Raw genomic sequence first — 22898 nt, 5'->3', positions numbered from 1 at the left:
CGGGAGCCATGGTCTACTTTCCCTTGTTTAGTCCATTAACAGAACATTCGACTCTTTCTGATGATGTGTGAAATAATCACTCAATTCTGTATTCACCTCTTTGATTTTGCCTGCTTTCCATTTTCGCAATGATCCGGCTAACCACAGATACCGATCGAGTTCAGAGTTGGTGACATCTATTTTTGAAGTCACTTTGAGTTGATCGAGGTTTTTGCAAAATGCGAGATACTTATTTGCACTATCAGTGAATATGAGATTACGCTTTAGGTGTTGACGGACCATCCAGTCTGCGACACTATCGTAAATTGGGAACCGTTCACGAGAAACAAAGAAGTGTAAGAACTTTGATGCGAAGCTGGTGTGCTTACGGTGGTGCTCCTGGCTATCAGTCATAGGCAGATCTGCTATAGCCTCGACCAACTCGATACCTGCTGATTCGATAGCTATCTCTTGAAGAATATGCTCAATGTGTCTAGACATGCGATCGATTGCATAGAGCTGAGTCCAGTACAGGGCATTGACAGAAGCAACCTTTAATAGTGTGGCTTCCGGATTGAATCCTGGGACTTGTGTATGCAGCACTGCGAAAGCTCTATCGGCAGTCTGCCACCGGTCTAATTGCAGATAGATTAGATTCGCAGCCCTTACCATTTCAATTGTGAGGGGGATCCTGAGTGAGTTAGAATTATTTTGATCTGCTGTCATTTACTTTCCTTAGGTCATACTTCGGTCCATTCACTGCCAGCTTTATACGCCTTCTCTCATAGTCAGGCATGGTCCGTTCCAGTAGTTTCCAGAACTCCTTTGAGTGGTCATCATACTTCAGGTGGCACACTTCATGTGCAACGACATATTCCAGAAGCCACTTAGGTGCCAGGATGATCTTCCAGTTAAATGTAATCCTTCCAGAGTTATTGGCACTCCCCCATCGTCGCTGCATTTCTCGAACTCGGACTGACTCGACATCTACACCGAGATTACGTGCGTATTTATGAGTCAAGGATTCAAGGCGATCCAGTGCTTTATTACGGTACCAGTCGAAAAGCGAGTTCTGGATGTAATCGATCCGCGTTTTCTGATTCAGATCCGCTGGAACCCTGACTTCAAGATTACCACGATACAATCTGACGGTGGGGATGTTATCTTCACTTCCTGTGAGAACTAGAAGTTTATATTGGCGACCCAGGTATAGGAAAGATTCCCCACTGACGAAGTGCTTTGTCCGAGATCTGAGCAATCGACGAAAGTATTCTTGCTGGTTCAGAATCCAGATTTTCTTGGCATATACCGCTTCGGCTATCCGGTTTTTCCGCATTCCCTTTGGAGCTTCAACACTCACCGTTCCATCAGGGTGAACGTTGACGGAAATCGTATTCCGATGTGGCGAACGACTGTAATCGTACGCAATTGTTGTGTTGCCAAACTTAACATGACCATGATTTATCATCATCCCAGTCTCACTCGTGCCAGATCCATCACAACCGTCGTGAGTTCATCAATTTTATCCGCAGGGCAGTCAGCTAAACGTAATTGACGTTTTACTTTCCGCTTCATTTCACGCTGAACATCATCCTTCGTGGTCCAGTCGATCACTGCCTCAGACTCCAGAGTTTCGAAGACTACTGTTGCCAGGTCTTTCAACTTTTCATCATTATTGTCCGGTTCTTCTCCGAGGTGTTGGTTGAGAAGCCCGTAGATCGCATATGGCCCTGGCTCAAGTCCAACTGACTCTGCGGATTGCTGCTGGCCTGATACCAGATCATCGCGTAAAGAGGAGAGCAGCTGAAACTCTGCCACGTCGTCAATTCGTTTGGCTTTCCAATCCTCTATGATTCCTTCCAGGCGATCTTGTAGGGATTCGTAGAATGCAGGATCCTCGTGCATCTTGATCGTAATTGTTCGTTTGACCGCATGTTCCATTCTGCTGGCTTTGGCCCGCGACGAATGTAGTTTATCGACTTCCTGACCAAAATTGGCATCAAGCACATCAACCGGCTCCAGCAGAACGGTTACGTCTTCCGCTCGAACGTGTTGGTTGATTAGTTCCCTCACCTTTGCACTGCAATCAGGGAGTTCGGTATCTTCTTCATCCTGGTAAAAGTTTAACATTTCCTTTCGGACTCTCCTTAACCAGGCAAAGTCTCCAAGAAAGGTGAGTGCTCGATCATCAGGTAGAAGTTGTTCCAGGGCTTTATAGAACTCGCGATAGCGTGCCAGAAAGATTGCTCTGATATCTTCTTTGTCCAGTGCCAGAATCCAGGGTTCAATCTCATCTCGTGTCAATCCGTCCTTGAAGAGAGCGAAAACGTCTGTCTTCCTCTGTTTCAAAGTTTCATAGGCTGAATCATTATCACGCTTACAAAGAGCATCTGAAACCTGCAGGTCCTCTGAAAATACTTCCAATGCATTGTCGAGAAATCCTGCTACTCCCCAGTAATCTACGATCAATCCCCAGGTTTTATCCTTTTCCGGCATGGGACGATTAACACGTGCGATGGCCTGTAACAGGTTGTGTTCCTTGAGCGGTTTGTCGAGGTAGAGTACACGTTCGACCGGAGCATCAAATCCTGTCAGGTATTTGTCGACTACGATGATCATCGCCAGGCGATCGACACCATCTTTTTTAAAGCTGTCAATAATGGTTTCTTCATCCGCGAACTTATCCTTCAGGTCGTTTAGCTCGCTCCCCTTGTCCTGGGTTCCGGAGATCAGTACTGCGACACGCTCGGGAAAGTATTTACTCAGCTCGTGGTAATACGCTGCTGCTGCTTCTTGTGAACACGTTGCGACCTGGGCTTTGAATCCGTCAGGTTCAAAGTTTGATCTATAATGGTCTGCTATATCGTAGGCGATTTTAGAGATCCGATCTGCCGCCATAGACAGCTTTCGTTCCGTGACCTCCTGTTTTTTCAACCGCTCACGCTGATCCGGAGTTAATTCGGAGAACTGGGCATCAAAAATGGGATCTATTTTTTTGCCCCAAATCGCCAGTTCAGGCATACGGGCTTCATATAGAATCGGGACGGTTGCCCCGTCTTCTACAGACTTTGGCATCGTGTATTTATGGATGTAGGAGCCAAAGACCATTGTAGTTCTTGGAATCGGAGTTCCTGTGAAACCAAATAGACAGGCGTTGGGCAATGACCGTCTCATATGAGCGTGAAATCTGCCGTATTCGCTACGGTGGGCCTCGTCGATTAGAACAAAGATGTTATCACTCTTACTGAGGACTGGGTGTTGGCTGCCTTTCTGAATGTCGACTTCATCCCGGAATTTCTGGACTGTGGTCATCACGGTCTGACCTTGAGGGCCTGTGAGCAGTTTTCGAAGGTGGGCAACCCGAGAAGCACGAATCGGATTATCGAACCCGCAGTTCAGAAAAGTCTCTGTGATCTGTCGGTCCAGATCCCGTCTGTCCGTAACAATGAGCAGTGTGGGATTATCAAGGTGTTTCTGGCGTCGGAGTTTCAAACAGAGCCACAGCATTGTAAGACTCTTGCCGCTTCCCTGGGTATGCCAGACAATACCTCCCCGTTCGTTTCGAGGTTCTTTACTGTTCGGGTTTGTTACCCGGTCAATGACTCGGTTGACTGCTTCAAACTGCTGGTATCGGGCCACTTTTTTGATGACCTTGCCTCCTTGCCGATCGAAGACCACAAAGTTTCGGAGCAGGTCCAGCAGGTTATCTTTGCTCAGCATCCCGGCAATGAGTTGGTCCTGTTTTGTAGGTTTGTATCCAAGCTGTTTTTCAAGTTCTACTTTACTAAGCGGGTAGATCGTCTTCCATTGGGCATATCGGTTCAGCGGTGTATTAACCGTCCCGTATTGAGCATCGTGTTTCTTCAATGCCAAAAGCAAAAAGGCAGTATGGAAGAGGCGTACTACTCCATTCTCGACGTCCTGATATGCCTGGAGATCATGGACTGCTTTTGTGATTCCGTGAGAGTCACCTGGTTGCTTACATTCAGCAATAACGATAGGGATGCCGTTTACGAATATGACCAAGTCCATGCGACGTGTGTGTTTCGGTCCCTTCACAACGAACTCATCGGTGACCAGGAATTCATTATTTTCCGGGTTGTCGAAGTCGATAAATCTTACACTCCGTCCGACTGGTTTGCCATTTTCGAACTCGTCCACAGTAACCCAGCGGGAAATCAGATTATGGCTGACTTCATTTGCTTCGATGAGACTTTTAGCCAGTGGTTGCCTGAGTACATCAATCGCTTGCCGGACGCCGTTATCCGACAGTCCCGGGTTGATGGCCTTAAGACTCTCGGTCAGCCGTTTCGTCAGGATGACATCGCTTATATTTGACCGTTCTGCTTCCAGTGACTTTGCCGATTGATAGACATATCCGAATTGATCCCGCAGCAATTCATATGCAGGTTTCTGGACGTCTTTGAATTCAGGGCCTTGTCGAATCTTCATTGGTCCTCTCCACCATCGGCAAGGGCACGCAAGGCTTTAGCGAACTCAACAAAATCAGAGTTGAGTGACTTTAGATCTTCTACCAATTCCCCGTATTGTGGATATAGCCGTTGAATATCTTGTGGAGTCATTTCTTCATATTCTGAATTCTTTAGAGCAGCTTCCCACCATCGCCGGTATTTTGCTTGCCACTGAGTCAAATGTGGGCGTAATCCCTCGTTCATGACGCGTATGAGGACCGTCACAAGTTTTTGAGTTTCCTCGCACTCTTTGAGGTGCCGGACTCCAATTGTCTTTGTTAGGTCTCTCAAAACCTGAAACAGTTGGTACCACGAGTCGTACACTTCGGCAATAACATCATGGTCGGGATCGAAGCGAAGTCCCACCTTTCGGGTTCTGATTTCAACCCATGCTTGATAGGCAACTCTTGCTGTTTCGTGGTCCGGACAGATCTCCATTTTGAAGAGATTAGGAAAAGCGATTTCTACTTTATTGGTTGACCACTTTCTCTTGCGAATCCACGGACCTACGTATTTCAAAGCCATGGCTAGGCTTGCTAATAAAATGACTAATAGCCATCCGACATGAACGTCGATACCACTCCATTCGAGTTTTACTGAGAAAAAGTCATAGAAACTATTCGACTGATTCTCCACAGTAGCCTTTTGGTTTACTTCATTCATGGTGGTCGTAGCCAATAGAAGGATCAGTCCATTCATGATTTACTCCTTTGCATTGCAGGGCGATGATTATCAATCCGAGATGTATACCCTGCTCGATCTTTAGCCTCTGCAATTGCACTCATTAGAACCTGTGGGCTATTGGTCCAATCAATCCAAGATGCATAGCCTGAATTGATATTGTCTAATAGGCGATCTGGAATAATGTATTCATTTTGGAAGTTGCGAGCACATGAAGTAAGCATGATCCCCAGCAGAGCGTGCTTCTTTTTGAGAGTCATTTCGATCTCCCAATCAACCCAGCGTCGTTTATGGGTTTCTTGTCCACAAAGAACGATGGTGACTGAACTGCCAGTAATATTCTTCTCTCGAATTGCCCTTTTTACATAGTCAGAGTTGTCGCTATCTATCTGACGATCAAGCGAGGTATCTGTTATCACTTCGTAATAGGTTCCGAAGATCTGTGAGAAAGCGTCATACCAATGCTGATTACTGGCATGATGGTAACTAACAAATATCTTGGGTCTTGTCACTGAACCGTATGAATAACTCAGTGGATTATAAGGGTAATTGGTGCTCACAATTTCTCTCCCTTGCTACTGACCAAGATCAAATTTTAGTTGCTCATGAAAGGCATCCACTGATTGAATCTGTTGGCTTGCTGTAGCCTGCTTTTCAATAATTTGTTCGTTCAGGATGGCTTTTTGGGATTTATAATACATCGCAAAAAGATCAATTGACTTATAAGTTCTAAGCCTCGGCCACTCTTTGAGGTATTCAGGCAAATCATTTTCTGACAAATTAGTGTATGACGTAATTACACGAGGTGCTTGTTTAGCTACTCCAATTTCATATGGGACCCACCATGAGCCTTTAGTGTTTTGTGTCATAATCGCCAGAAGATTTGTGCTTTCATTTATCTTCATGACTAGCCATTGGGTAAGTTCTTGGTCACTCATTGAAGTTCCCCAGAAATAGTGGGCGCTGGAATTAGGTTATACTGCCTGCTCAAACATTTCGGGGCTCTGATAGCCCAGAGATGAATGGAGCCTTTCACGATTGTAGAACACTTCGATGTACTCGAAGATGCTGTGACGGGCTGATGCCCGTGTCTCGTATTTCTGGCGATGAATCAGCTCTTTCTTGAGCGTTGCAAAGAAGCTTTCCATCACGGCATTGTCCCAGCAGTCTCCCTTGCGACTCATGCTGCATTGAATCCCGTTGACCTTCAGAGTTCGCTGGTATTCCTCACTGCAATACTGACTGCCACGATCCGAGTGATGTAACAGGCTTTCTTTGGGGCAACGGCGGATGATCGCCATCTGCAGCGCATCCAACACCAGTTCCTTCGTCATCTGTGAAGACATGCTCCAGCCGACCACTTTGCGTGAATACAGATCCACAACACAGGCCAGGTACAACCAGCCCTGCCTGGTCCAGACGTAGGTAATGTCCGAGACCCAGGTCTGGTTCGGTCCCGTCGACTGATCGAACTGGCGATTCAGTACATTCGCTGCCACAGGATGAGCATGGCGGGAATCGGTAGTGATCTGGAATTTCCTCCTGATTCGAGCTTGGATACCCGCTTCCTGCATCACTTTGGCCACTGTGTTCTCACTGCAGGGGATGCCTTGAGAAAGGAGTTCCCGGTGCATCCGAGGCGAGCCGTAATTGTCCTTGTGTTTCGTGTTGTGAATGACTTTGATTTTCTCCTGGAGAGATTTCCGAATTTGTGAACGGTTGCTGAGAGGCCTTCGTCGCCAACGATAATAGCCACTGCGTGAAACACGAAGAACCTGACACATCAGGGAAATCTTCCAGATGGCTTGATGTTCTTCGATGAAGCGGAATCTCATTGATTTTCTCTGGCAAAGAAGGCCGTCGCTTTTTTTAGAATGTCACGCTCCATCCGCAAACGCTTATTCTCTTCACGCAGCCGCTTCAGTTCTTCGTTCTCGGTATCACTTTCCGGCTGGGAGAACTTTGCCTTCCAGCGATGTATCAGGTTCTCATTGACATCCAGGCTGCGTGCCACTTCAGAGACTTTATAACCCTGCTCGGTGACCATCTTGACGGCTTCAATCTTGAACTCTTCAGTGAATGACCGCCGGGTACGTTTCGAATTCGAATTCTCTTTGCTCATGTTGTCCCTCCTCAGAATAGTTTACACTCTTTTTAGAGCGCCCACTATTTCTGGGGAACTTCACATTCCTGCTAGCTTCTCATCAATGTCATCTAAATAGCAGTCGATACCATGATGGAATCTTAAGCGAGTGTAAACATCTTGTGCGATGTCGTCGTCAGCCGATCTGTGTGAAATAAATACTGGCATAAGGTTTCCTTTCTGATTTAAAGATCTCGATATAGTGACACAAAACTCTTTGCTTGAGACCGCAGTAAGGCGGTCTGCTCTTTGTCAGATTTTCCCTGTCGATGCAGTTTTCCCTTACGGACATTCAACACTGCCGTTGTCAGGTCATCCTCAGTAGAAGGTAATGCCGTCGCCATCATGTGGGTTATGATTTCTGCTCGGCGTTTATTGAGAGAGTCATCATTATTCATCCACAGTTTGATCGCTGTGGGGGTTCCGTCAATAACCAGGGCAATTTCAGGGCGAATATTGATCCTCAGCTCCTCACACATCCACAGACCTGTGGGGGGCTCAAACCAGTCCAGCTTTTTTCTGCCTATGAATTTCTTATAGCCAGCAGCTAAGTCTGGATAGTGTTTGGCCCGAGTTGGTTCTGTCTGTCGTTGGGCGACCTGATCTAGGTAATCTTTTGACTTTCCTGTTCGATGCATCCGGATTACCGCCTCCCGGAACTGTTTGTAGCAGTCAGGCGGGACATCATATCCTTCTTCATGTTGTTTTCGGATTGTCCGCACCACCGTAAGCTGCTGCTCTGGTGGCTTTGTTGCGAAATTCAAGAACTGTGTCAGGGAAATTTTGACTTGAGGGTTTGCTTTAGGCATGGTCATTCCTTTCGTTTTATTTATGGATCTCCGTAAATTACCACTAATCAGTATCACTTGGGTCAATTCGACCACCCTGGTTGTACCGACGACCGGGGAATGCAACCTCATAGGGAATACACCAGTGTTCCACACCTCCTATGATGTGTGTCCCTCCCGCTGCCGGGTCATAGATCCCATTTTCTCGTTTTGGTTCGCACCAATAGTGCTTACCATCGATTTCCTTTGCATGGCCTTTGGGGGCTTTCTTATTGGGTTCTGCTGGACTTTCTTCATCATGTCCAGAAACCTCATCTTTTTCTTCATTCACAAGAACCTCCTTTGAGAAAAATGCGGCCTGTTAAGAGGCCTTGGCTGAGGGCAGACTTTACCTGTACAAGTTGGTCTTGAAATTTTTCATTGCTCTTCGTTTTCATTTCAACAGATTTTATAGCAGCGACGATATGCTCCTGTTCTGCTAAAGGTGGCAGCACCATAGGAACGTTGATCAAAGTTTCACGTGTGAGGTGTGCGATCGATGATTCTCCTGTGAATCGCACTAGGAGGTTGTTTCGCACGGCGTGTTCCATGAAGAAACGCATGAAGTCAGGAACAAGTGTGTTCGGCTGAAGAGGTCTAAGACGGTGGAGTGCCTTTTGGTAACAGCAAAGTTTAAGCTGTCCTTCCCAGATAGCAGTACGACCTACTTCCCCTCCTTCGCAGATGAGAATGTCGCCCGGCTGCAAGGAATATCGCTCTAGTTCGTCATCGCGGATATCCATTTCCTCTAGGTCAGTCAAATCAATGCGACCCCACAAGACCGAAGCGTTGCCAAGGTAAGGACGATAATGTCTCCCAGTCTTAACTACTTTAGACAGCATCTTGCCCAATTCGATTACACAGACGTCACCTATTGATTTTGTTTCCCATGCGGCAGGCATCTTATGAAGATACTTGTGCTTCTTGAAATTCTTATGTTGACCGGGGAGGCCGTTGGTGAGGAGGTCTTGCAGCAGGGCCGTTTTGAGTCTGCGGGTCTGATCTATTACCGCTCGTGTCGTCTCAATCGCCTCTTCTACAGAATCAAGCATCGGTACCAGTAATTCTTGAAGTTCTGTTGCTTTACAGGAAATTTTTATAGCCCGCACAAAGTCACTAGGGACTCTTTGTTGTCCAGCTGAACCTCCCATAAGAGATGTAGCTTTTGCCCGGACATCTGGAGAAATAGAGAGGTGATAGATAAGTCGAGAATCAACTCCATCCATTGCTCGAAGTACATGAAACTCCGTGCTTCCAAAACCAATACCATTGCTGAGTCCCCTGGCGTGGCATCCTTTACCGTTTTCTGTACACGGAGTAATCTTAGCGAAAAGGACGTCATTCTCCTGAAATGCTGTGTAACCTGTGATGACTTCAGAAAGAGAACGGGTTTGGCTGCCTACCCAATGTCCGCCATCAGAGACATCAGCCATGGGGATGAAAGAGACTCGATCTTTCTTGGAAAGCCTTGAAACATCTATGGTCGGGTTGACTTCCACCAGGTCAGACAATCGTAAGAATGTGGAACTTTTTATCGTGTTGTTCGAATTGCTATTATTCACTACCAGCATCCTCCTTTGATGTTGTGGGCACTGGTTGAATTACCTCGACGAGTTGACGAACAATCTCATCGAGGCTAAGAATTCCGGTATTCAATGCTACCTTGTCGGCGAGTGTTGGGCTGTAGCTGGCTACCTCGTCTTTCGAAACTTTGTGCCAGATAGGCAGGATGACCTTATTACCACTGGAAGTTTCTCGAGTCACCAACCCATCGAGTTCGTACTGTGGCCAGTTCTTCGAAAAAAAAGAGGTTGACAGGACAACAATTCCGTAGCGACTGGAAGCGAGTCCTTTATCTATTGATCTCCTCAAACTGTCTCCTACAGTAAGGACAGTTTCGTCGTACCATACATCTATACCTTTAGCAGTGAGAGATTCAGCTAAAAGATGGACGAATGACTCTTTGTCTTCGCTGGCATGAGAGATGAAAACGTCATGTGTTTTATTATTCTGTTGATTAGTTAGCGTAAGGGAGCCTTGCTCTGATTCGGACAAAACTTTGGATAGTTGAGAACGGTACCCTGCTAGCTCTTTCTCCTGTTGCCTGAAGAGTCTATCTTGCTCACGTTTTTGTTCTCTTAGCAGATTCTTCTCTTGTGTGTGCTTCTTTGACTCCTTATCTGCAATCTTTTTAGTGAGATCCGCTTGTTGTTTTTTTGATCGTTCTATATCACGATTGAGTCGATCAATATCTCGGAGCTTTGACTGTAAAATCCCTGATGAGGTGTTTTGGTTAATACTTCGTTCAATAGAGCCAATTCGGGAGACTTTATCGGACTCATTTTTCCGTTCCCGAGCGAGCTTTTGATGGAGTTGCCCGAGTTCGCGATTTAGAGATTCAATCTGGCGTCGATGGTTATCTGAAGACATAGGTGTTCTCCTTTTATTCTTCATATCCGAGCTCAGCGAGAAGCTGATTCATTTGCTGTTCGGCAGTGTCTCGTTTCTCTTCGAGTTTCCGGAGCTTTTTCAGTTCAGCCTTTACGTCCAGCTGCGGTGGTGGATCCGAAGTGTCGACGTAGCGACTGATGTTCAAATTGAAGTCATTTTCCTGTTCAATTTCAGCCAGAGGGACGACATTGGCGAATTTTTCCAAGCTCGTCCGTCCTCCTGGGTGATCAGCCTGGAACCATTCCTTAACCACTTTCTGGGCTTCCTGTACCTTAACCAATTCGTTGTCAAAACGATTGTTGACCAGTTCACGGAGTTCGTTGTTCGGTGACCGCTCCAGTTGGATGTTCCGATGCTGTTCGTATCCGTCGATCCAGCTTTGGGACAGTTGCTCTACCGCTTCGGGAAGCCGGTCCGGTTTCGCCCAGGCATTGAAGACACTGACAATCCGCAGGATGTCTTCCCAGCGGAGTGAGTTCCTGTTTTTTCCCTCATGGTAGAATCCTTCTGCCGAAGCATCGATAAAGAGAACATGCTTCTCCCGTTCAGTGGGTTTATTCTTGTTCAGAATTAAAATAGAGGCAGGGATACCAGTACCATAGAACAGTTTTTCCGGAAGTCCGATGACCGCCTCGAACAGGTCTTCCTGCAACAGAGCTTTCCGAACGGCTGCTTCAGCCCCACCCCGGAAGAGGACCCCGTGCGGCAACACTACGCCTACCATTCCCCGGTCGTTACAGACTTCGATCATATGTTGCAGAAAAGCGGTATCCCCTTTGGTTGTCGGTGGAATACCCCGGTGGAAGCGTCGAAAACTATCATTTTGCCAGCGTTCTTTAACCTTCTTGCTATCAACTTTTCCGGTGTCCTGATCAGCCTCAACGCCGTGCCATTCTCTCAAGCTGAACGGAGGGTTGGCGATGATCCGGTCGAAGGATTGCAAGGCTCCTCCTTCTTCGAACTTAGGGCTGACAATCGTGTCCCCAAGTTCAACCTTTCCGTCCGGAAAGTTGTGGAGCAGCATATTAAACTTAGCGATCGCCCAAGTGCTATAGTTTTTCTCCTGCCCGGTGAGAGTGATGTTCTTCGGATTACCTCCATGATCTTCCACGTATCGACCGCATCCGATGAGCATCCCTCCGGTTCCACAGGTGGGGTCATGGATACGCATTCCCTCCTGAGGTCTGAGTAGTTCAACAATCGTCCGGACCACCATCGGGGGGGTGCGATATTCTCCTCCTTTTTTCCCAGCCCCGTCTGCGAATCGGTCAATCAGGTACTCGTAGCTCTCTCCCAGAATATCAGGATCGATCAGATTGTGATTGCCCAAGGGGATATTGGCAAAGTGTGTCAACAGCCGCTGCATGAAGGCATCTAGATCCTTGGCGTTGCCACCAAATCGACGTTCATCGTTGAATCTGACGCTTGTGAGGATGCCATTGAAAATATCACCATTCTCATCTTCTACGGCCTGTAGGGCGATATCGATCTCTTCGGCCCGGTTTTCTGGAATCTTCATCAGTTCAGCCCACCGAGCCTTCAGGGGAATGTAGTAACTTCCCCGACCGTATTCATCCGGGTCTTCCGCGAACTCAGTTGCCTGGTCTTCTGGCTTTCCTGATTTGACGTATTCATCAATGATTTCCTGTCGGCGTTCCAGGAATACATCGTTGAGGCGTTTCAGGAAGAGCAGACTCAGGATGTGGTTCTTGAAATCGGCGGCATCAGTGGTCCCACGCAGAATGTCTGCCGCCCCCCACAGGAGTCGGTCGAGTTCTTCTCGGGTAATAATTTTTGGTGCTGACATTATTTAGTTTCTTTCATGCTGTTGAAAACGACTTCCCTGGCAATACGACGACGATCTCCTGCAGCAAGGATCGCAGACGTGTAAGCCTCATCTGCCGCTTCAAGTAAATGTACCATCTTTTGTTGTGTTTCCAGGGGAGGAACAGGAACTTCGATTTTGCTCAAACCAGCAACTGTGATATTCATCTGATGCGTTCCTGATTGAGAAACTGCTTCCAGGGCTGCTTGCCCCTCAGGTCCTTCCAGCCAAGCAATTAGAAGCCGGGGATGTAATTCGGAAAGGCAGCGTACACCTATAAGTGTTGAGTTGATTAGTCGATCACCGAGCTCTTGGGGGATGATCGCCGTCTTAAGACTGGTGCTGCGGGCAGAAAGTATGACATCATTGGGGTGGAGTTTATACTGATCAATAGACTGACCGGCAACTCCGTGTTCCTCCAACTGTGTCAAATCAATTCCAGTGCCGGTAAGAGACCGGACGGTGAGTACATTTCCCCAGCATCCGATCTCTTCACGATCTGAACTCTTCGTAGGCATTCCCGCAAAGACTTTTGCGACATTACCGATTTTCTCAGTGCGTACCGACATCGCTTCACCAGCCAATCTCTAGAAAGTTGTGGAACCCCATGTCCAATCGCCACCAACTGAGACAAACAAGTTCCCAGATAGCCCGCACTTGTTTAGTGCTGCCTTTGCTTTGGTCCTGACGAAGTCTCGGACTGATGGTGCATCCTTACCAGTAAATTGACCGGCAAAGGTGTTGTAGGGCAGATTAACAGTGCCAGACTTCAGGGTTTTACTGAGCCCTACAGCATTAAGATTCTTTTCTGCACAATCATAGTCGGCAGAGCTGGCATCTTTGAGATCGAAGGTTGTTACTACAAAAAACGAAGCCACAATAATTCTCCTTACTTAGGTGAGAAAAATGTGGCGTACACCTTGAGCTTGAAACGTTCAGGCCTTGATTTAGATGTGGCAACTGGGTAGTATTACTTTAGTCAATTACTACGTTGCCGGTTTTCCGGTGTACGCCAGCCCATTGGGACTGCAATCCCTGTGGGCTTTTTCTATTATAGCGATTATTCCGGAGAATTCAACCTGTTTTTACAAGTTTTTGTGTTACGAATTCAAAATGGTACCTGCGTACACGTTTTGCTCTTGGTATGTTTTTTTCTTAACTCATCTACTCGAAAGAGTTTCCAGTCCATGATCGGCAGAACTATTCCATCCAGGATGATGATGCCATCGAACTCAAATGCTTGTTGAAAGCGACTGCTTTCTTGATTTCTGGCTTCCCGCCAGCCGTTCTTAAATTGCCTGGTCAGGTGTCGGAACCATTCCGCCTGGCGTTTCGCGACTACCCGCATGAACTCTTCGGAATCTTTTGGGGATCTCACCCTGGCAACTGGGTTTAGGTACCAGATCCCAGGAAGTTTTTCCCGTTTGATCCGATTTGCTTCACGCCGTGGAAAGTTCCCCGGATTCTCAAAGTCAGGAGAGAAGCTTTCTGATTCAATTTGAGGAGTATGAGGTTCCACATCTGTTTCTTTGTGGTCGGTTTCAATTTGCATTCTGTGATCTCCGGGTTTTAGTAACGCTTTCATTGCTTGGTGGGCTGCTCCGATTTACTGAACCGGCTCATCAGGTTTGTCTGGCATCAAGTCCACTTCGGTGTATGGCTGAGCGGTCCGCAGGAACCAAGCCACGTACTCTTTCAGGGACATATTAGACAGACAGGCCATGTGGCGAGCATGTGCGTGGACCTCTCTTGGTATTGGTACACTGAGCCAGCTGAATCCAGTCGGTAAAACACAGCTCTGTGGGCGTGTCGTTCCGACAGCCCCTTTGACTGTTGATTTGGTTTGTTTCTCTTTCATCAAATCTCTTCCTGACAGGGTGATGGTTACTCAACTCTATTCCTAATCCTCTTATGGTTATCTATGTCTGATTTCTTACTGTCTCAATGGTTTACTGGTTTCTTCTTGTCCTGTTGATTCTGTTCCTGTTTCTATTGTTCTTCTTAATGTTTTCTCTTTTAATGGTTCTGTTCTTACCTTCATCATGGTTTCAAAATCATGGTTCTTCTCTTCAGTCTCAAGCTTCTCTTTCTTATTGGGGTGACAAGGCTGCAACGTCACGCTTCGTTTCGGATCCGGCACAGAAGCTCACCGGGGACATGCTTTAGTGATTTTCACCACGTTCATGGTGTCCTCTTCATGCCCTACCTTCACAACGAATGAGGTGTTTGCTGAAATATTATGGTACTGATTAGCCTACAGACGGTTATTAAGCCGCTTCCCTTCTCACATCAGGCTATGCAAATAAGAAAATCCCCCTGAGCCGCAACCCAGGGGGATAGGGGATTGTTTACAGAACTTGAGATTTCCGTCACGAGGGTTCTGCGTCATCTCCGTCCGCTTCTTGAAAGAGGTCCCGTTGTTCTAATTCGTCATTGATGAGTTCGTCAGGCGTCATCTTTGCTCGCCTTTCCTTGTCGGACTCTTTGGATATATAAACCTTCCACCCACGACTTACACTGGTTCGTGGAAGGCGGTCGATAATGATTCCCTCGGTGGCCAGTGCAGTCACCAGCTCACCAAGTCGACTGCTGAGCCATCTGGCACTCTTGGGGAGATCGCTAAGCACGTTACTATCTCCGAGGCTCTTTGCAGAGCTTTGGAGTTCCCCCAGGAGTTCTTGTGCTGATCCTTTCCAAGGTCGCGTCTCGGGGTGCCTTGTTGCGAAAACCTTGAGAGCAATCGTCATTGGTGTGGCATCCAGGGCTTCTTTATCCTGGTTACGAATATTGAGACGATAAGCCTTGTCAAACTGTTCCGGAGACTTTCCTAATGCTGCTGCCAGAGATCGGCCAAAATGAGCGAAGTCAGCCATACGGAATTCTCCACTAGAAGGTGTCTCAGCCATCTGCTTTAGGGTCATTACTAACAGGTCTAGTAAAGCTCCGAATAGGCGAGGACGGGCCTTCTGGAACTCCTGATCCAGTTCCTTGATGGGCCGAAATGACTTTACACGTCTGCAATTGATGACAATGCATCGATCTAGAAAGTCAGATCGAGTACTGGGGGTATCAATTCCGTTGATGATAATTGGGCGTCGGAATGAGAACAGGACCTGATCCGAATTCGTGAACAATTTTCGACGTTCGACTCCGTTTCCTGTTACTGCCCGGCAGAACATGTCTGCCTCACTCCTGCTGAACTTGGCTACATTTTCAAAACAGGGAACAGCATGGTGTTGAAATGTCAAAAACAAGTTTGAGCGTTCCAGGTCTCCTAGCACTGGTGTTTTGCTTGGATCAGTTAGATCACGCAGTCTTTGTGACATCGTGGTTTTGGCTGATCCTTGCGTTCCCGTTAATGTCAGGATAGGAGATGGTACATCTGTGTTTAGAGCCGAAGTAACCCAAGCCAATATGAGAAGTTTGTCTTCTTCACTTTCCACCTGGATGTATTTGAATAGTTCAAAAGGATCACCTCCCGACATTGGTTCTGGTAGAGCCTTCATATGTTTTGGACGGAAGAAGAGGGGGACAGATTGTTGTTCTGTTTTGTATCCGTCACTTGTTACCGTTAATTGGCTCCAGTTCGAGTCACCTAGATCAATCGTGATCTCATTGTCATGTGATCTATGACGATTTGCCAACTCTTTCTCGGGTTCTTTAAAGGCGAGAAGCTTCATGGTTTCTATTACCTCTTTGATTATCTTGATCCCCTTGGTTTTGGACGAAATCTTAAAGTTAGCTTCTGCATACTGCATCAATCTGGCTTGAAATGCTTTTGAACCCAGAGGGAGACATCCATTTTGTTGGGTGCCTTCAGCGATGGGTATCCAACCAAATGGGTTTCCATGTTGGTCATGGAAGAATAAAGCACCAGCTTCTTTCTGCAGTCGACCCAGGAGCTGATCCTTGGTGAGTTCAGGTAAAAAGCGTGGTATGGGACTTGACTGAGAAGTATTCTCTTGGGTTTTATCAATCGAAATATCCTCTGCGTTTTTCGGAGGGAGGGCTTCGAATTGTTCCAGTTCAGAGTCACTTTTGGATGAGTTTTCATCTCTCTCCTGATCTGTTACAGGCTCTAGCTCAAGTTTCGATTCCAGATCTGATACGACAGTCTCATCAATTTTGGTTTCTACAGAAGCATCCTCTGCTGTGACAGCTTTTGTGGACGGTTTAGTTTCGTGGCCCGGCAAAGACCGGTTTTTTTTCTCTCTTGTTGACAGTTCATTTTTTGCCCCTGCTCGGTCACTTACGTTGGAGGCCAGAGCAGTACCTGCTCCGTTGCTGTTAGACTCGGTTGTGTGTAAATTCATGATATATCTCTCCGTATGGAGGCCAGCGTCTGGGTTCCGAACACTTGCCGGAACGATGAATTGATTTCCAAAACGCCTGGTCCTCTAACCCTTAGGCCGAGATATTCATTCAAAGATCATGCATCTCAAGGAATACTCAGAAAGACCTTTGTATGAAGGTTCTAAGATCCTGAAAATTTTCGGGGGTTATTCATTCCTGGCTAATTCTGTGAATAGCCAACACCGGAGGCACAGCTGAAGGGGCCGAGTAGGAGAAAATGTATCTAGAGGAATGATATCAACGCATCGTCAGATCACGCTTGAAGTAAGATATTGAGACGCTAAATAGTGTCACCAGCGTCATGACGCTATAACCTTTTGGTATTAAGAGGCTTGAGGCATGACGCTAGATTACCACTTCAGTGTCATTTCAACGTCACTGATAGCGTCATTCTGAGCAGCACCGAAAAGTGGGTACATCGAGTGGGTACACTTTTGAAAACTGTACCCAGATTTGGACCATTCCGGGTTTTGGTGATTGTTGGCTGCCCTCTGAACTCAGGGTTTTATGCGGTTTTTCTGCTATTGGAAGGCTGTCTGAAGCACGACTTAGCATTACGAAACCGAAGGTTGCAGGTTCGAACCCTGCGGGGTGTACTCCTTATCTCACGCTGAGAAAACTACTTACAACCAAAAGGCCTTCGTCCCCCGACGAAGGCCTTTTGCATTCCCCCCACTTATCCCCCCACTAATAGGTAACCGTTTCAGGAAATACACGGTCTATCAACGGGCATCGAAAGATATGCCTTTGAGAGTCATGAGTAACTGAATCACTGCCGGTTCATCGTCGGCGGGGGCGGTGGGATTCGGGGTGTTGCTTCAGCCATTGGTCCGGCAGCAGTTCTTCCAGACGATCGGCGGCGTGATCGGTTATCCGACTCAGCACATCTCTCAGATAAGCAAACGGTTCTACTTCGTTTGCTTTGCAACTGGCCATCAGACTGTAGTGCACGGCGGCGGCCTCGCCGCCCCGATCACTGCCGACGAATAGATAATTCTTCCGGCCGATAGCACAGGGACGCAAGGTGCGTTCGGCCAGATTGTTGTCAATCGACAGAATGCCCTCGGTACAATACCGCGTAAAACCGGACCAGCGGCTTAACAGATATTGCATCGCGACTGCCACCGGACTTTTCGGTAATAGCACACGCGATGTCTCTGTTAACCAGTCGCGGAACTGTTCCAGAACCGGTAACGCCTTGTCCTGTCGCAACTGTCGGCGGTGTTGCCACCAGCGTTCACAGTCCGCCGGCTGTTGCAGATCGCTGGCTTCCCGTTCAATCGCGTATAACTGCTGGATAAACAATAATGCCCGGTGTGCGGCTTCCGGCTGCACGGTCCGCGCATCGTAAAACTTGCGTCGCGCATGCGCCCAGCACAAGACCTGCTGAATCCTGCCTGACCGGTACAGTTCTTCGTAACCGGCATACGCGTCTGCCTGCAGATAACCGCGAAAGTGTTTTAAAAACGCCTGGGGACCGGCGCGTTCCCGGTTCGGGGTGAAATCATAGACCGAATACGGATGCCCGGCATCGCCGCAGTAAACCCAGAACCGGCCGGTCCGCGTGCGGGAAAGCCGTTGGTCCTGGACGGGAATCGTTGTATCGTCCGTATGCATGACATGCGACTGCAGAACGCGACTTTTCATCAGATCAGTCAGCGGTTGCAGTAATTCCGCAGTTTCCAGTACCCAGCGGCTCATCGTGCTCCGCGAAAGCTGTACGCCATTCCGGCTGAGAATGGATTCATGACGATACAGGGGGAGATGATCTGAGTATTTCCCCACCAGGATCGTCGAGAGCAAGCCGGGGCCGGCGAAGCCTTTGGCAATCGGCCGGGCAGGAGCAGCCGCCAGCACCACATGCTCTTCACACTCCCGGCACGCGTATTTGAAACGTACGTGCTCGATCACTTTCAGGCTGGCAGGAATGAATTCTAACTGTTCGTGGCTGATTTCTCCGATCCGCTGCCGTGTCTGGTCGCAGCAGGGACAGCGTTTTTCCGATTCGGTCAGGTCATGTTCTACCCGTTCCCGAGGTAAATGGTCGGGCAGCTTGTTGCGGCCGCCGCCACGACGACGATGTGCGGAAACCGCAGTAGGAGGCGGTTCATCGTCCTCGGGTTCAGCAACTTCCTCTGCAGCCTCGGGTTCATCAAACAGGCTCATTTGATTGGGGGCGATCTTTTCAGAACGGGCGCCAAACCGTTGTCGCAGCAGCCGCTCAATGAAATGTTTGAGTTGCTCGACTTCCCGCTGTTGCTCTCCCACGGTCTCACCCAACTGGTGAATCATATCATGGCAGGATTGGACGTCGTTCGGCAATGAGGATCGTTTCTGGTTCATGTTCCACGTCTTAACATAATCGTTGTCAGGCGGGAACTGTTTTTTTATGAAGTCGATACTTTTTCTGAAATCTGATAGCGTTTTCTGCGCTGCACGCTGGTCAGGTCGATGCCCTGCAGCAGGAGCCCCAGGTCGGTGGAGGACAGTTGTAGGCCATGTGTGCCCTCCGGGCTGGAGAGACGCTGATATGTGCCCGCTTCCAGCCGTTTATACCAGATGGCCAGACCATCGTGGTCCCAGTACAGCAGCTTGATCCGATCCTGTTTTTTGTTGAGAAACACAAACAGTCCCCCGTCGAGTACGTTTTGCTGCAGGTAGACTTCGGTCATTCGCAGGAGGCCGTCAAAACTTTTTCGCATATCGGTGGGGACCGTGCAGAAATAAATGCGGGTGGGCAGATTCAGCATGCGCGCTGCTCCAGCGCGGCGAGCACGGTTTCGAGCGTGGTTTGATCACAGCCGTTTCCGACGCGAACCGAGGTGCCCTGTGAGAACACGATTTCAATCGGCGTGGCAGGGAGTTGGACTTCAACGGGCAGAAAGGAAGCTGCAGCGGTTGTCTCGGCATCCCGCTTTTTCAGTTCCCGCCGCCAGTAGTGGTAAGCTGGTTCGCTCAGTCCTTCACGCTGACAGAAGGCACGGATCGAGAGTCCGGACTGCAGTCGGTCTGAAAGGGTTTGTCGCCAGAACGCTTCACGGTTCGGGTTCCGTCGCTGGTCGGCACGCGGGGTTGACTGGGATGCGGACATCGCTTTTGCTCCTGAATATGCTGGTGGTTGAAACACATGCAGAATACAACAGCCGTCAAGGTGTATTTTGTGGGCCGGTTACCATCTTTCTGCCCATCGGCGGCCATCCCCGCGCCTGGATCAGGCGACTGGCCCCACTTCAGCTCCCTGAGTTTTATCTCTTTGATCGGGAAAGCCCTCCTGAGACGGAGCAACGGGAAACGCTGGTTGCTCAGATCAACCGCCGACCCCACTGCCGTGCTGTGCTGACTCAGAAACGGAGCCTGGAGAACTACCTGCATCCCCGTGCCATAGAGACTGTGGCCAACATTACTCCCGAATTCGGAGACCAAGATTGCGTGGCGTCGGAAGTGGCACAGCGGGTATTCAACAGCCGTCATGAGGACTATTGCTGGGAACTGCTCGATCGTCGACCACAGGTCAAGCTCAGGAATCGGACCAAGCACTGGCTTAACACCAGTGCGGTCGAACAGATGACGGTTCCCTTGCTACAGGAACGCGATCCAGACGGGGAAATCATCTCCTGGCTGGAAACGATCGCACAGTTGGCTGAGACCGCTTAAGCCCACTTCACACATCTATTTCCTCAAACCAATAAGGAACACTTATGTTATTAAACGAACGACTTGCGGAAAACGTACGCGCCTGCTTTACCGGGATCTGGATTCAGAGCCACGAACACGACGAAGCGTTGCTGGAGATCACCCGGCTTTGCCACGGTGAAGACTGGGGCCTGCTCTCCTGGGACATTGACCGGGGACTGCAGGGGACAGAAGTCCTTGGGGAGAGTGACTCATCGTATCCCGATCCCCTGGCAGCTATCCACAGTCTGAACAGTCAGACCAATCCAGATCGACCCACGCTGCTGGTTCTCAAGAATTTCCACCGATTCATCAATTCCCCGGAAATCATCCAGGCCCTGACGCAACAGATTAGCCTGGGAAAGCAGACCCGGACCTTCGTGATCGTCCTGTCCAGCCTAGTCCAGATTCCCACGGAACTGGAAAAACTGTTCGTCTGCCTGGAACACGATCTTCCCGACCGGAGCCAGTTGGAGGAGATCGCTCGCAGTATCGCCATGGAAACCGGTGAGCTACCGGAAGGACCGGAACTGGAGCGTGTCCTGGACGCTGCCTGTGGACTGACTCGCTATGAAGCCGAAGGGGCCTTCAGCCTCTCCCTGGTACGACACGGACGCATCGACGTCTCCGTCGTCCTGGAGTTGAAGGCCCAAACGCTGCTAAAAAGCGGACTGTTAACGCTCCACAGCGGATCGGAATCATTTGGCGACCTGGGAGGCCTGGAATCCCTCAAGGCTTTTTGTAGACGAGCACTGCGTCCTAGGACTCAGGAATCATCAGCTGTGCGTCCGCGGGGCGTGCTGCTGCTGGGCGTCCCAGGTACCGGTAAAAGTGCCTTCGCCAAAGCCTTGGGCAGGGAGACCGGGCGGGCCACGCTGACTCTCGACGTGGGGGCCCTGATGGGCGCGCTGGTCGGCCAAACGGAAGAGCGAACACGACGGGCGCTCCGGATCGTCGATGCGATGCAGCCGGCCGTCCTGTTTATCGATGAGGTCGAAAAGGGTCTGAGCGGGGCATCCTCGTCCGGACAGTCCGACAGTGGTGTCTCCACACGCATGCTGGGCACACTTTTGAGCTGGTTAAACGACCATACTTCAGATGTATTTGTGGTCTGCACTGCCAACGATATCTCGAAACTTCCTCCCGAATTGATCCGGGCCGAACGCTTTGACGGACTCTTTTTTCTGGATCTGCCGGGAGATTCGCAGAAGCAAGCGATCTGGAACATCTACCGGGCGCAATATGACCTCATGGAAAACCAGCAGTTGCCCGAGGACCGACACTGGACCGGTTCCGAAATCCGGGCCTGCTGTCGCCTGGCCGCTCTGCTGGATGTCCCGTTAACCCAGGCTGCAGAAAACGTGGTCCCCGTGGCGATCACAGCTGCGGAATCGGTGGCCCGACTCAGACGCTGGGCCAGCAATCGTTGCCTGTCTGCAGAACAACCGGGCGTCTTTGTGCACGGAGAACGATCGGGAGCCCGTGCACAACGAAAGCTCTCCCGTGATCCCCGTAGAAACTAAACCTGACTCTAATCAAGGAGAAACGACAACTATGGCTACGATTGAAGAAGAAGTGGAAACCCGCCACGATCCCATCGACCGTCTCAGGGCAACGATGTGTGCCACGCGGGTCAGTTTTGAATGGTTCGGGACCCGGAAGTCGCTCACACGCGACCAGAAGGCCCAGGCTGCCGAATCGTTTGGGGCGGAAGGTGCGTTCCTGAGTGCCGGTAAGAAGCTGCTAGATACGGGGCATCCCCGCTTTCGGGCCGTGAGTGCCGTCCGCAATCAGGTACGCAAATACTGGACCTCGGTTAGTCTTCCTTTCCCGGAACCGGGCATCCGCTTATTGCGGCAGGATGCACTCACAGCCTTCCAGGAGCAGATGCATCGGTTTACGGAAGAACTGGCCGAAACGGTTGCGGAACTGGATGAACAATACCTGTCCCTGAAAGCGGCAGCCCGGGAGCGTCTGGGAAGTCTGTTCAACGACGACGATTATCCCGCAACACTGGTGGGGCTGTTCGAAGTAACTTGGGAGTTTCCCAGTATCGAACCGCCGAATTACCTGAGGCAGCTTAATCCCGAACTCTACGAGCAGGAGTGCCAGCGCGTGCAGTCGCGATTCGAAGAGGCGGTCCGACTGGCGGAAGACGCCTTCCTGGACGAACTGTCGAAGCTGGTATCGCATCTGACGGACCGCCTGAGCGGGCAGGCCGACGGCCGCCCCAAGGTCTTTCGTGATTCCGCCATCGGGAATCTGCACGAGTTCTTCGAACGCTTCCGGTCGCTGAATGTGCGTTCCAATGAGCAGTTGGATGCACTCGTCTCCCAGTGCCAGCACATTGTGGAGGGGATTCAGCCCCAGGATCTAAGAAAGCGGGATGTTCTCCGGCTGCAGGTGGCCTCCGATCTCTCGGGTGTTCAGGCCGCCCTGGATGGTCTACTGGTCGATCGACCGCGGCGTCAGATTATGCGGACGCCGAAGTAAGG

Annotated in this window: 23 protein-coding genes; 3 read left to right on the top strand and 20 right to left on the bottom strand. The window is 49.4% G+C overall.

Features of this window, described 5'->3' with window-relative positions; genetic code table 11:
- Positions 1 to 27: 27 nt before the first annotated feature.
- From Enr10x_RS25480 to tnpA, 20 genes are all read right to left on the bottom strand, one after another.
- A complete protein-coding gene (locus Enr10x_RS25480) occupies positions 28 to 705 on the bottom strand; it encodes a hypothetical protein (RefSeq protein ID WP_145451798.1) in 678 nt (225 codons plus the stop codon).
- Entirely contained in the window at positions 686 to 1447 is a 762-nt protein-coding gene (locus tag Enr10x_RS30695) for a M48 family metallopeptidase (RefSeq protein ID WP_390621365.1), read from the bottom strand. Before Enr10x_RS30695 ends, Enr10x_RS25480 begins: the two co-directional genes overlap by 20 nt.
- Entirely contained in the window at positions 1447 to 4431 is a 2985-nt protein-coding gene (locus tag Enr10x_RS25470) for a type I restriction endonuclease subunit R (protein WP_145451796.1), read from the bottom strand. The genes Enr10x_RS30695 and Enr10x_RS25470 overlap by 1 nt, the downstream gene beginning before the upstream one ends.
- Positions 4428 to 5150, bottom strand: coding sequence for a hypothetical protein (locus tag Enr10x_RS25465; RefSeq protein WP_145451795.1), 723 nt, complete (start codon positions 5148 to 5150; stop codon positions 4428 to 4430). The genes Enr10x_RS25470 and Enr10x_RS25465 overlap by 4 nt, the downstream gene beginning before the upstream one ends.
- Positions 5147 to 5692 carry a TIR domain-containing protein gene (locus Enr10x_RS25460; protein ID WP_197997363.1) on the bottom strand — a complete coding sequence of 182 codons (546 nt, stop codon included), beginning with the start codon at positions 5690 to 5692 and terminating at the stop codon, positions 5147 to 5149. Before Enr10x_RS25460 ends, Enr10x_RS25465 begins: the two co-directional genes overlap by 4 nt.
- Positions 5693 to 5707: 15 nt before the next feature.
- Positions 5708 to 6070 carry a hypothetical protein gene (locus tag Enr10x_RS25455; protein ID WP_145451793.1) on the bottom strand — a complete coding sequence of 121 codons (363 nt, stop codon included), beginning with the start codon at positions 6068 to 6070 and terminating at the stop codon, positions 5708 to 5710.
- Positions 6071 to 6106: 36 nt separating this feature from the next.
- Positions 6107 to 7254, bottom strand: a protein-coding gene (locus Enr10x_RS25450; RefSeq protein ID WP_145108793.1) for an IS3 family transposase whose coding sequence is annotated in 2 segments (ribosomal slippage) — positions 6107 to 6993 and positions 6993 to 7254 — 1149 coding nt in all. Because the reading frame shifts where the segments join, the coding sequence is not laid out codon by codon here.
- 206 nt (positions 7255 to 7460) lie between these two features.
- Positions 7461 to 8084: a hypothetical protein gene (locus Enr10x_RS25445; RefSeq protein WP_145451792.1), complete on the bottom strand. Its 624-nt coding sequence runs from the start codon at positions 8082 to 8084 to the stop codon at positions 7461 to 7463.
- 43 nt (positions 8085 to 8127) lie between these two features.
- On the bottom strand, positions 8128 to 8394 hold the full coding sequence (locus Enr10x_RS25440; protein WP_145451791.1) for a hypothetical protein: 267 nt from the start codon (positions 8392 to 8394) through the stop codon (positions 8128 to 8130).
- The gene (locus tag Enr10x_RS25435) at positions 8387 to 9664 is read right to left on the bottom strand and encodes a restriction endonuclease subunit S (protein ID WP_145451790.1); all 1278 of its coding nucleotides are present in this window, start codon (positions 9662 to 9664) and stop codon (positions 8387 to 8389) included. The genes Enr10x_RS25440 and Enr10x_RS25435 overlap by 8 nt, the downstream gene beginning before the upstream one ends.
- A complete protein-coding gene (locus Enr10x_RS25430) occupies positions 9657 to 10532 on the bottom strand; it encodes a TIR domain-containing protein (protein ID WP_197997362.1) in 876 nt (291 codons plus the stop codon). The genes Enr10x_RS25435 and Enr10x_RS25430 overlap by 8 nt, the downstream gene beginning before the upstream one ends.
- A gap of 13 nt (positions 10533 to 10545) precedes the next feature.
- Positions 10546 to 12360, bottom strand: coding sequence for a type I restriction-modification system subunit M (locus Enr10x_RS25425; protein ID WP_197997361.1), 1815 nt, complete (start codon positions 12358 to 12360; stop codon positions 10546 to 10548).
- On the bottom strand, positions 12360 to 12947 hold the full coding sequence (locus Enr10x_RS25420) for a restriction endonuclease subunit S (protein ID WP_145451788.1): 588 nt from the start codon (positions 12945 to 12947) through the stop codon (positions 12360 to 12362). Before Enr10x_RS25420 ends, Enr10x_RS25425 begins: the two co-directional genes overlap by 1 nt.
- 18 nt (positions 12948 to 12965) lie before the next feature.
- Complete coding sequence (locus Enr10x_RS25415; protein ID WP_145451787.1) at positions 12966 to 13256, bottom strand: hypothetical protein; 291 nt, start codon at positions 13254 to 13256, stop codon at positions 12966 to 12968.
- Between the two features lie 230 nt (positions 13257 to 13486).
- Positions 13487 to 13930 carry a hypothetical protein gene (locus tag Enr10x_RS25410; protein ID WP_145451786.1) on the bottom strand — a complete coding sequence of 148 codons (444 nt, stop codon included), beginning with the start codon at positions 13928 to 13930 and terminating at the stop codon, positions 13487 to 13489.
- 381 nt (positions 13931 to 14311) lie between these two features.
- Positions 14312 to 14518, bottom strand: coding sequence for a hypothetical protein (locus tag Enr10x_RS25405; RefSeq protein ID WP_197997360.1), 207 nt, complete (start codon positions 14516 to 14518; stop codon positions 14312 to 14314).
- 229 nt (positions 14519 to 14747) lie between these two features.
- The gene (locus Enr10x_RS25400; protein ID WP_145451784.1) at positions 14748 to 16691 is read right to left on the bottom strand and encodes a hypothetical protein; all 1944 of its coding nucleotides are present in this window, start codon (positions 16689 to 16691) and stop codon (positions 14748 to 14750) included.
- A gap of 820 nt (positions 16692 to 17511) precedes the next feature.
- Complete coding sequence (gene tnpC, locus Enr10x_RS25395; protein ID WP_232093133.1) at positions 17512 to 19074, bottom strand: IS66 family transposase; 1563 nt, start codon at positions 19072 to 19074, stop codon at positions 17512 to 17514.
- Between the two features lie 44 nt (positions 19075 to 19118).
- Positions 19119 to 19481, bottom strand: a complete 363-nt coding sequence (gene tnpB, locus Enr10x_RS25390) for an IS66 family insertion sequence element accessory protein TnpB (RefSeq protein ID WP_145448703.1) — start codon at positions 19479 to 19481, stop codon at positions 19119 to 19121.
- Positions 19475 to 19822, bottom strand: a complete 348-nt coding sequence (tnpA, locus tag Enr10x_RS25385; RefSeq protein WP_145448704.1) for an IS66 family insertion sequence element accessory protein TnpA — start codon at positions 19820 to 19822, stop codon at positions 19475 to 19477. The genes tnpB and tnpA overlap by 7 nt, the downstream gene beginning before the upstream one ends.
- On the opposite strand from tnpA, the gene Enr10x_RS25380 reads away from it, so the two are divergent.
- From Enr10x_RS25380 to Enr10x_RS25370, 3 genes are read left to right on the top strand one after another with little or no spacing between them, the layout of a single operon-like run.
- Positions 19813 to 20385, top strand: a complete 573-nt coding sequence (locus Enr10x_RS25380) for an ATP-dependent endonuclease (protein ID WP_145451783.1) — start codon at positions 19813 to 19815, stop codon at positions 20383 to 20385. The two genes, tnpA and Enr10x_RS25380, sit on opposite strands and share 10 nt — an antisense overlap.
- A gap of 44 nt (positions 20386 to 20429) precedes the next feature.
- The gene (locus Enr10x_RS25375) at positions 20430 to 21926 is read left to right on the top strand and encodes an AAA family ATPase (RefSeq protein ID WP_145451782.1); all 1497 of its coding nucleotides are present in this window, start codon (positions 20430 to 20432) and stop codon (positions 21924 to 21926) included.
- Between the two features lie 31 nt (positions 21927 to 21957).
- Positions 21958 to 22896, top strand: coding sequence for a hypothetical protein (locus tag Enr10x_RS25370; protein WP_145451781.1), 939 nt, complete (start codon positions 21958 to 21960; stop codon positions 22894 to 22896).
- The last annotated feature ends 2 nt before the right edge of the window (positions 22897 to 22898 follow it).

The sequence above is a fragment of the Gimesia panareensis genome (genome assembly GCF_007748155.1).
GTDB lineage: Bacteria > Planctomycetota > Planctomycetia > Planctomycetales > Planctomycetaceae > Gimesia > Gimesia panareensis.
This window is presented reverse-complemented; position numbering and strand designations above follow the sequence as displayed.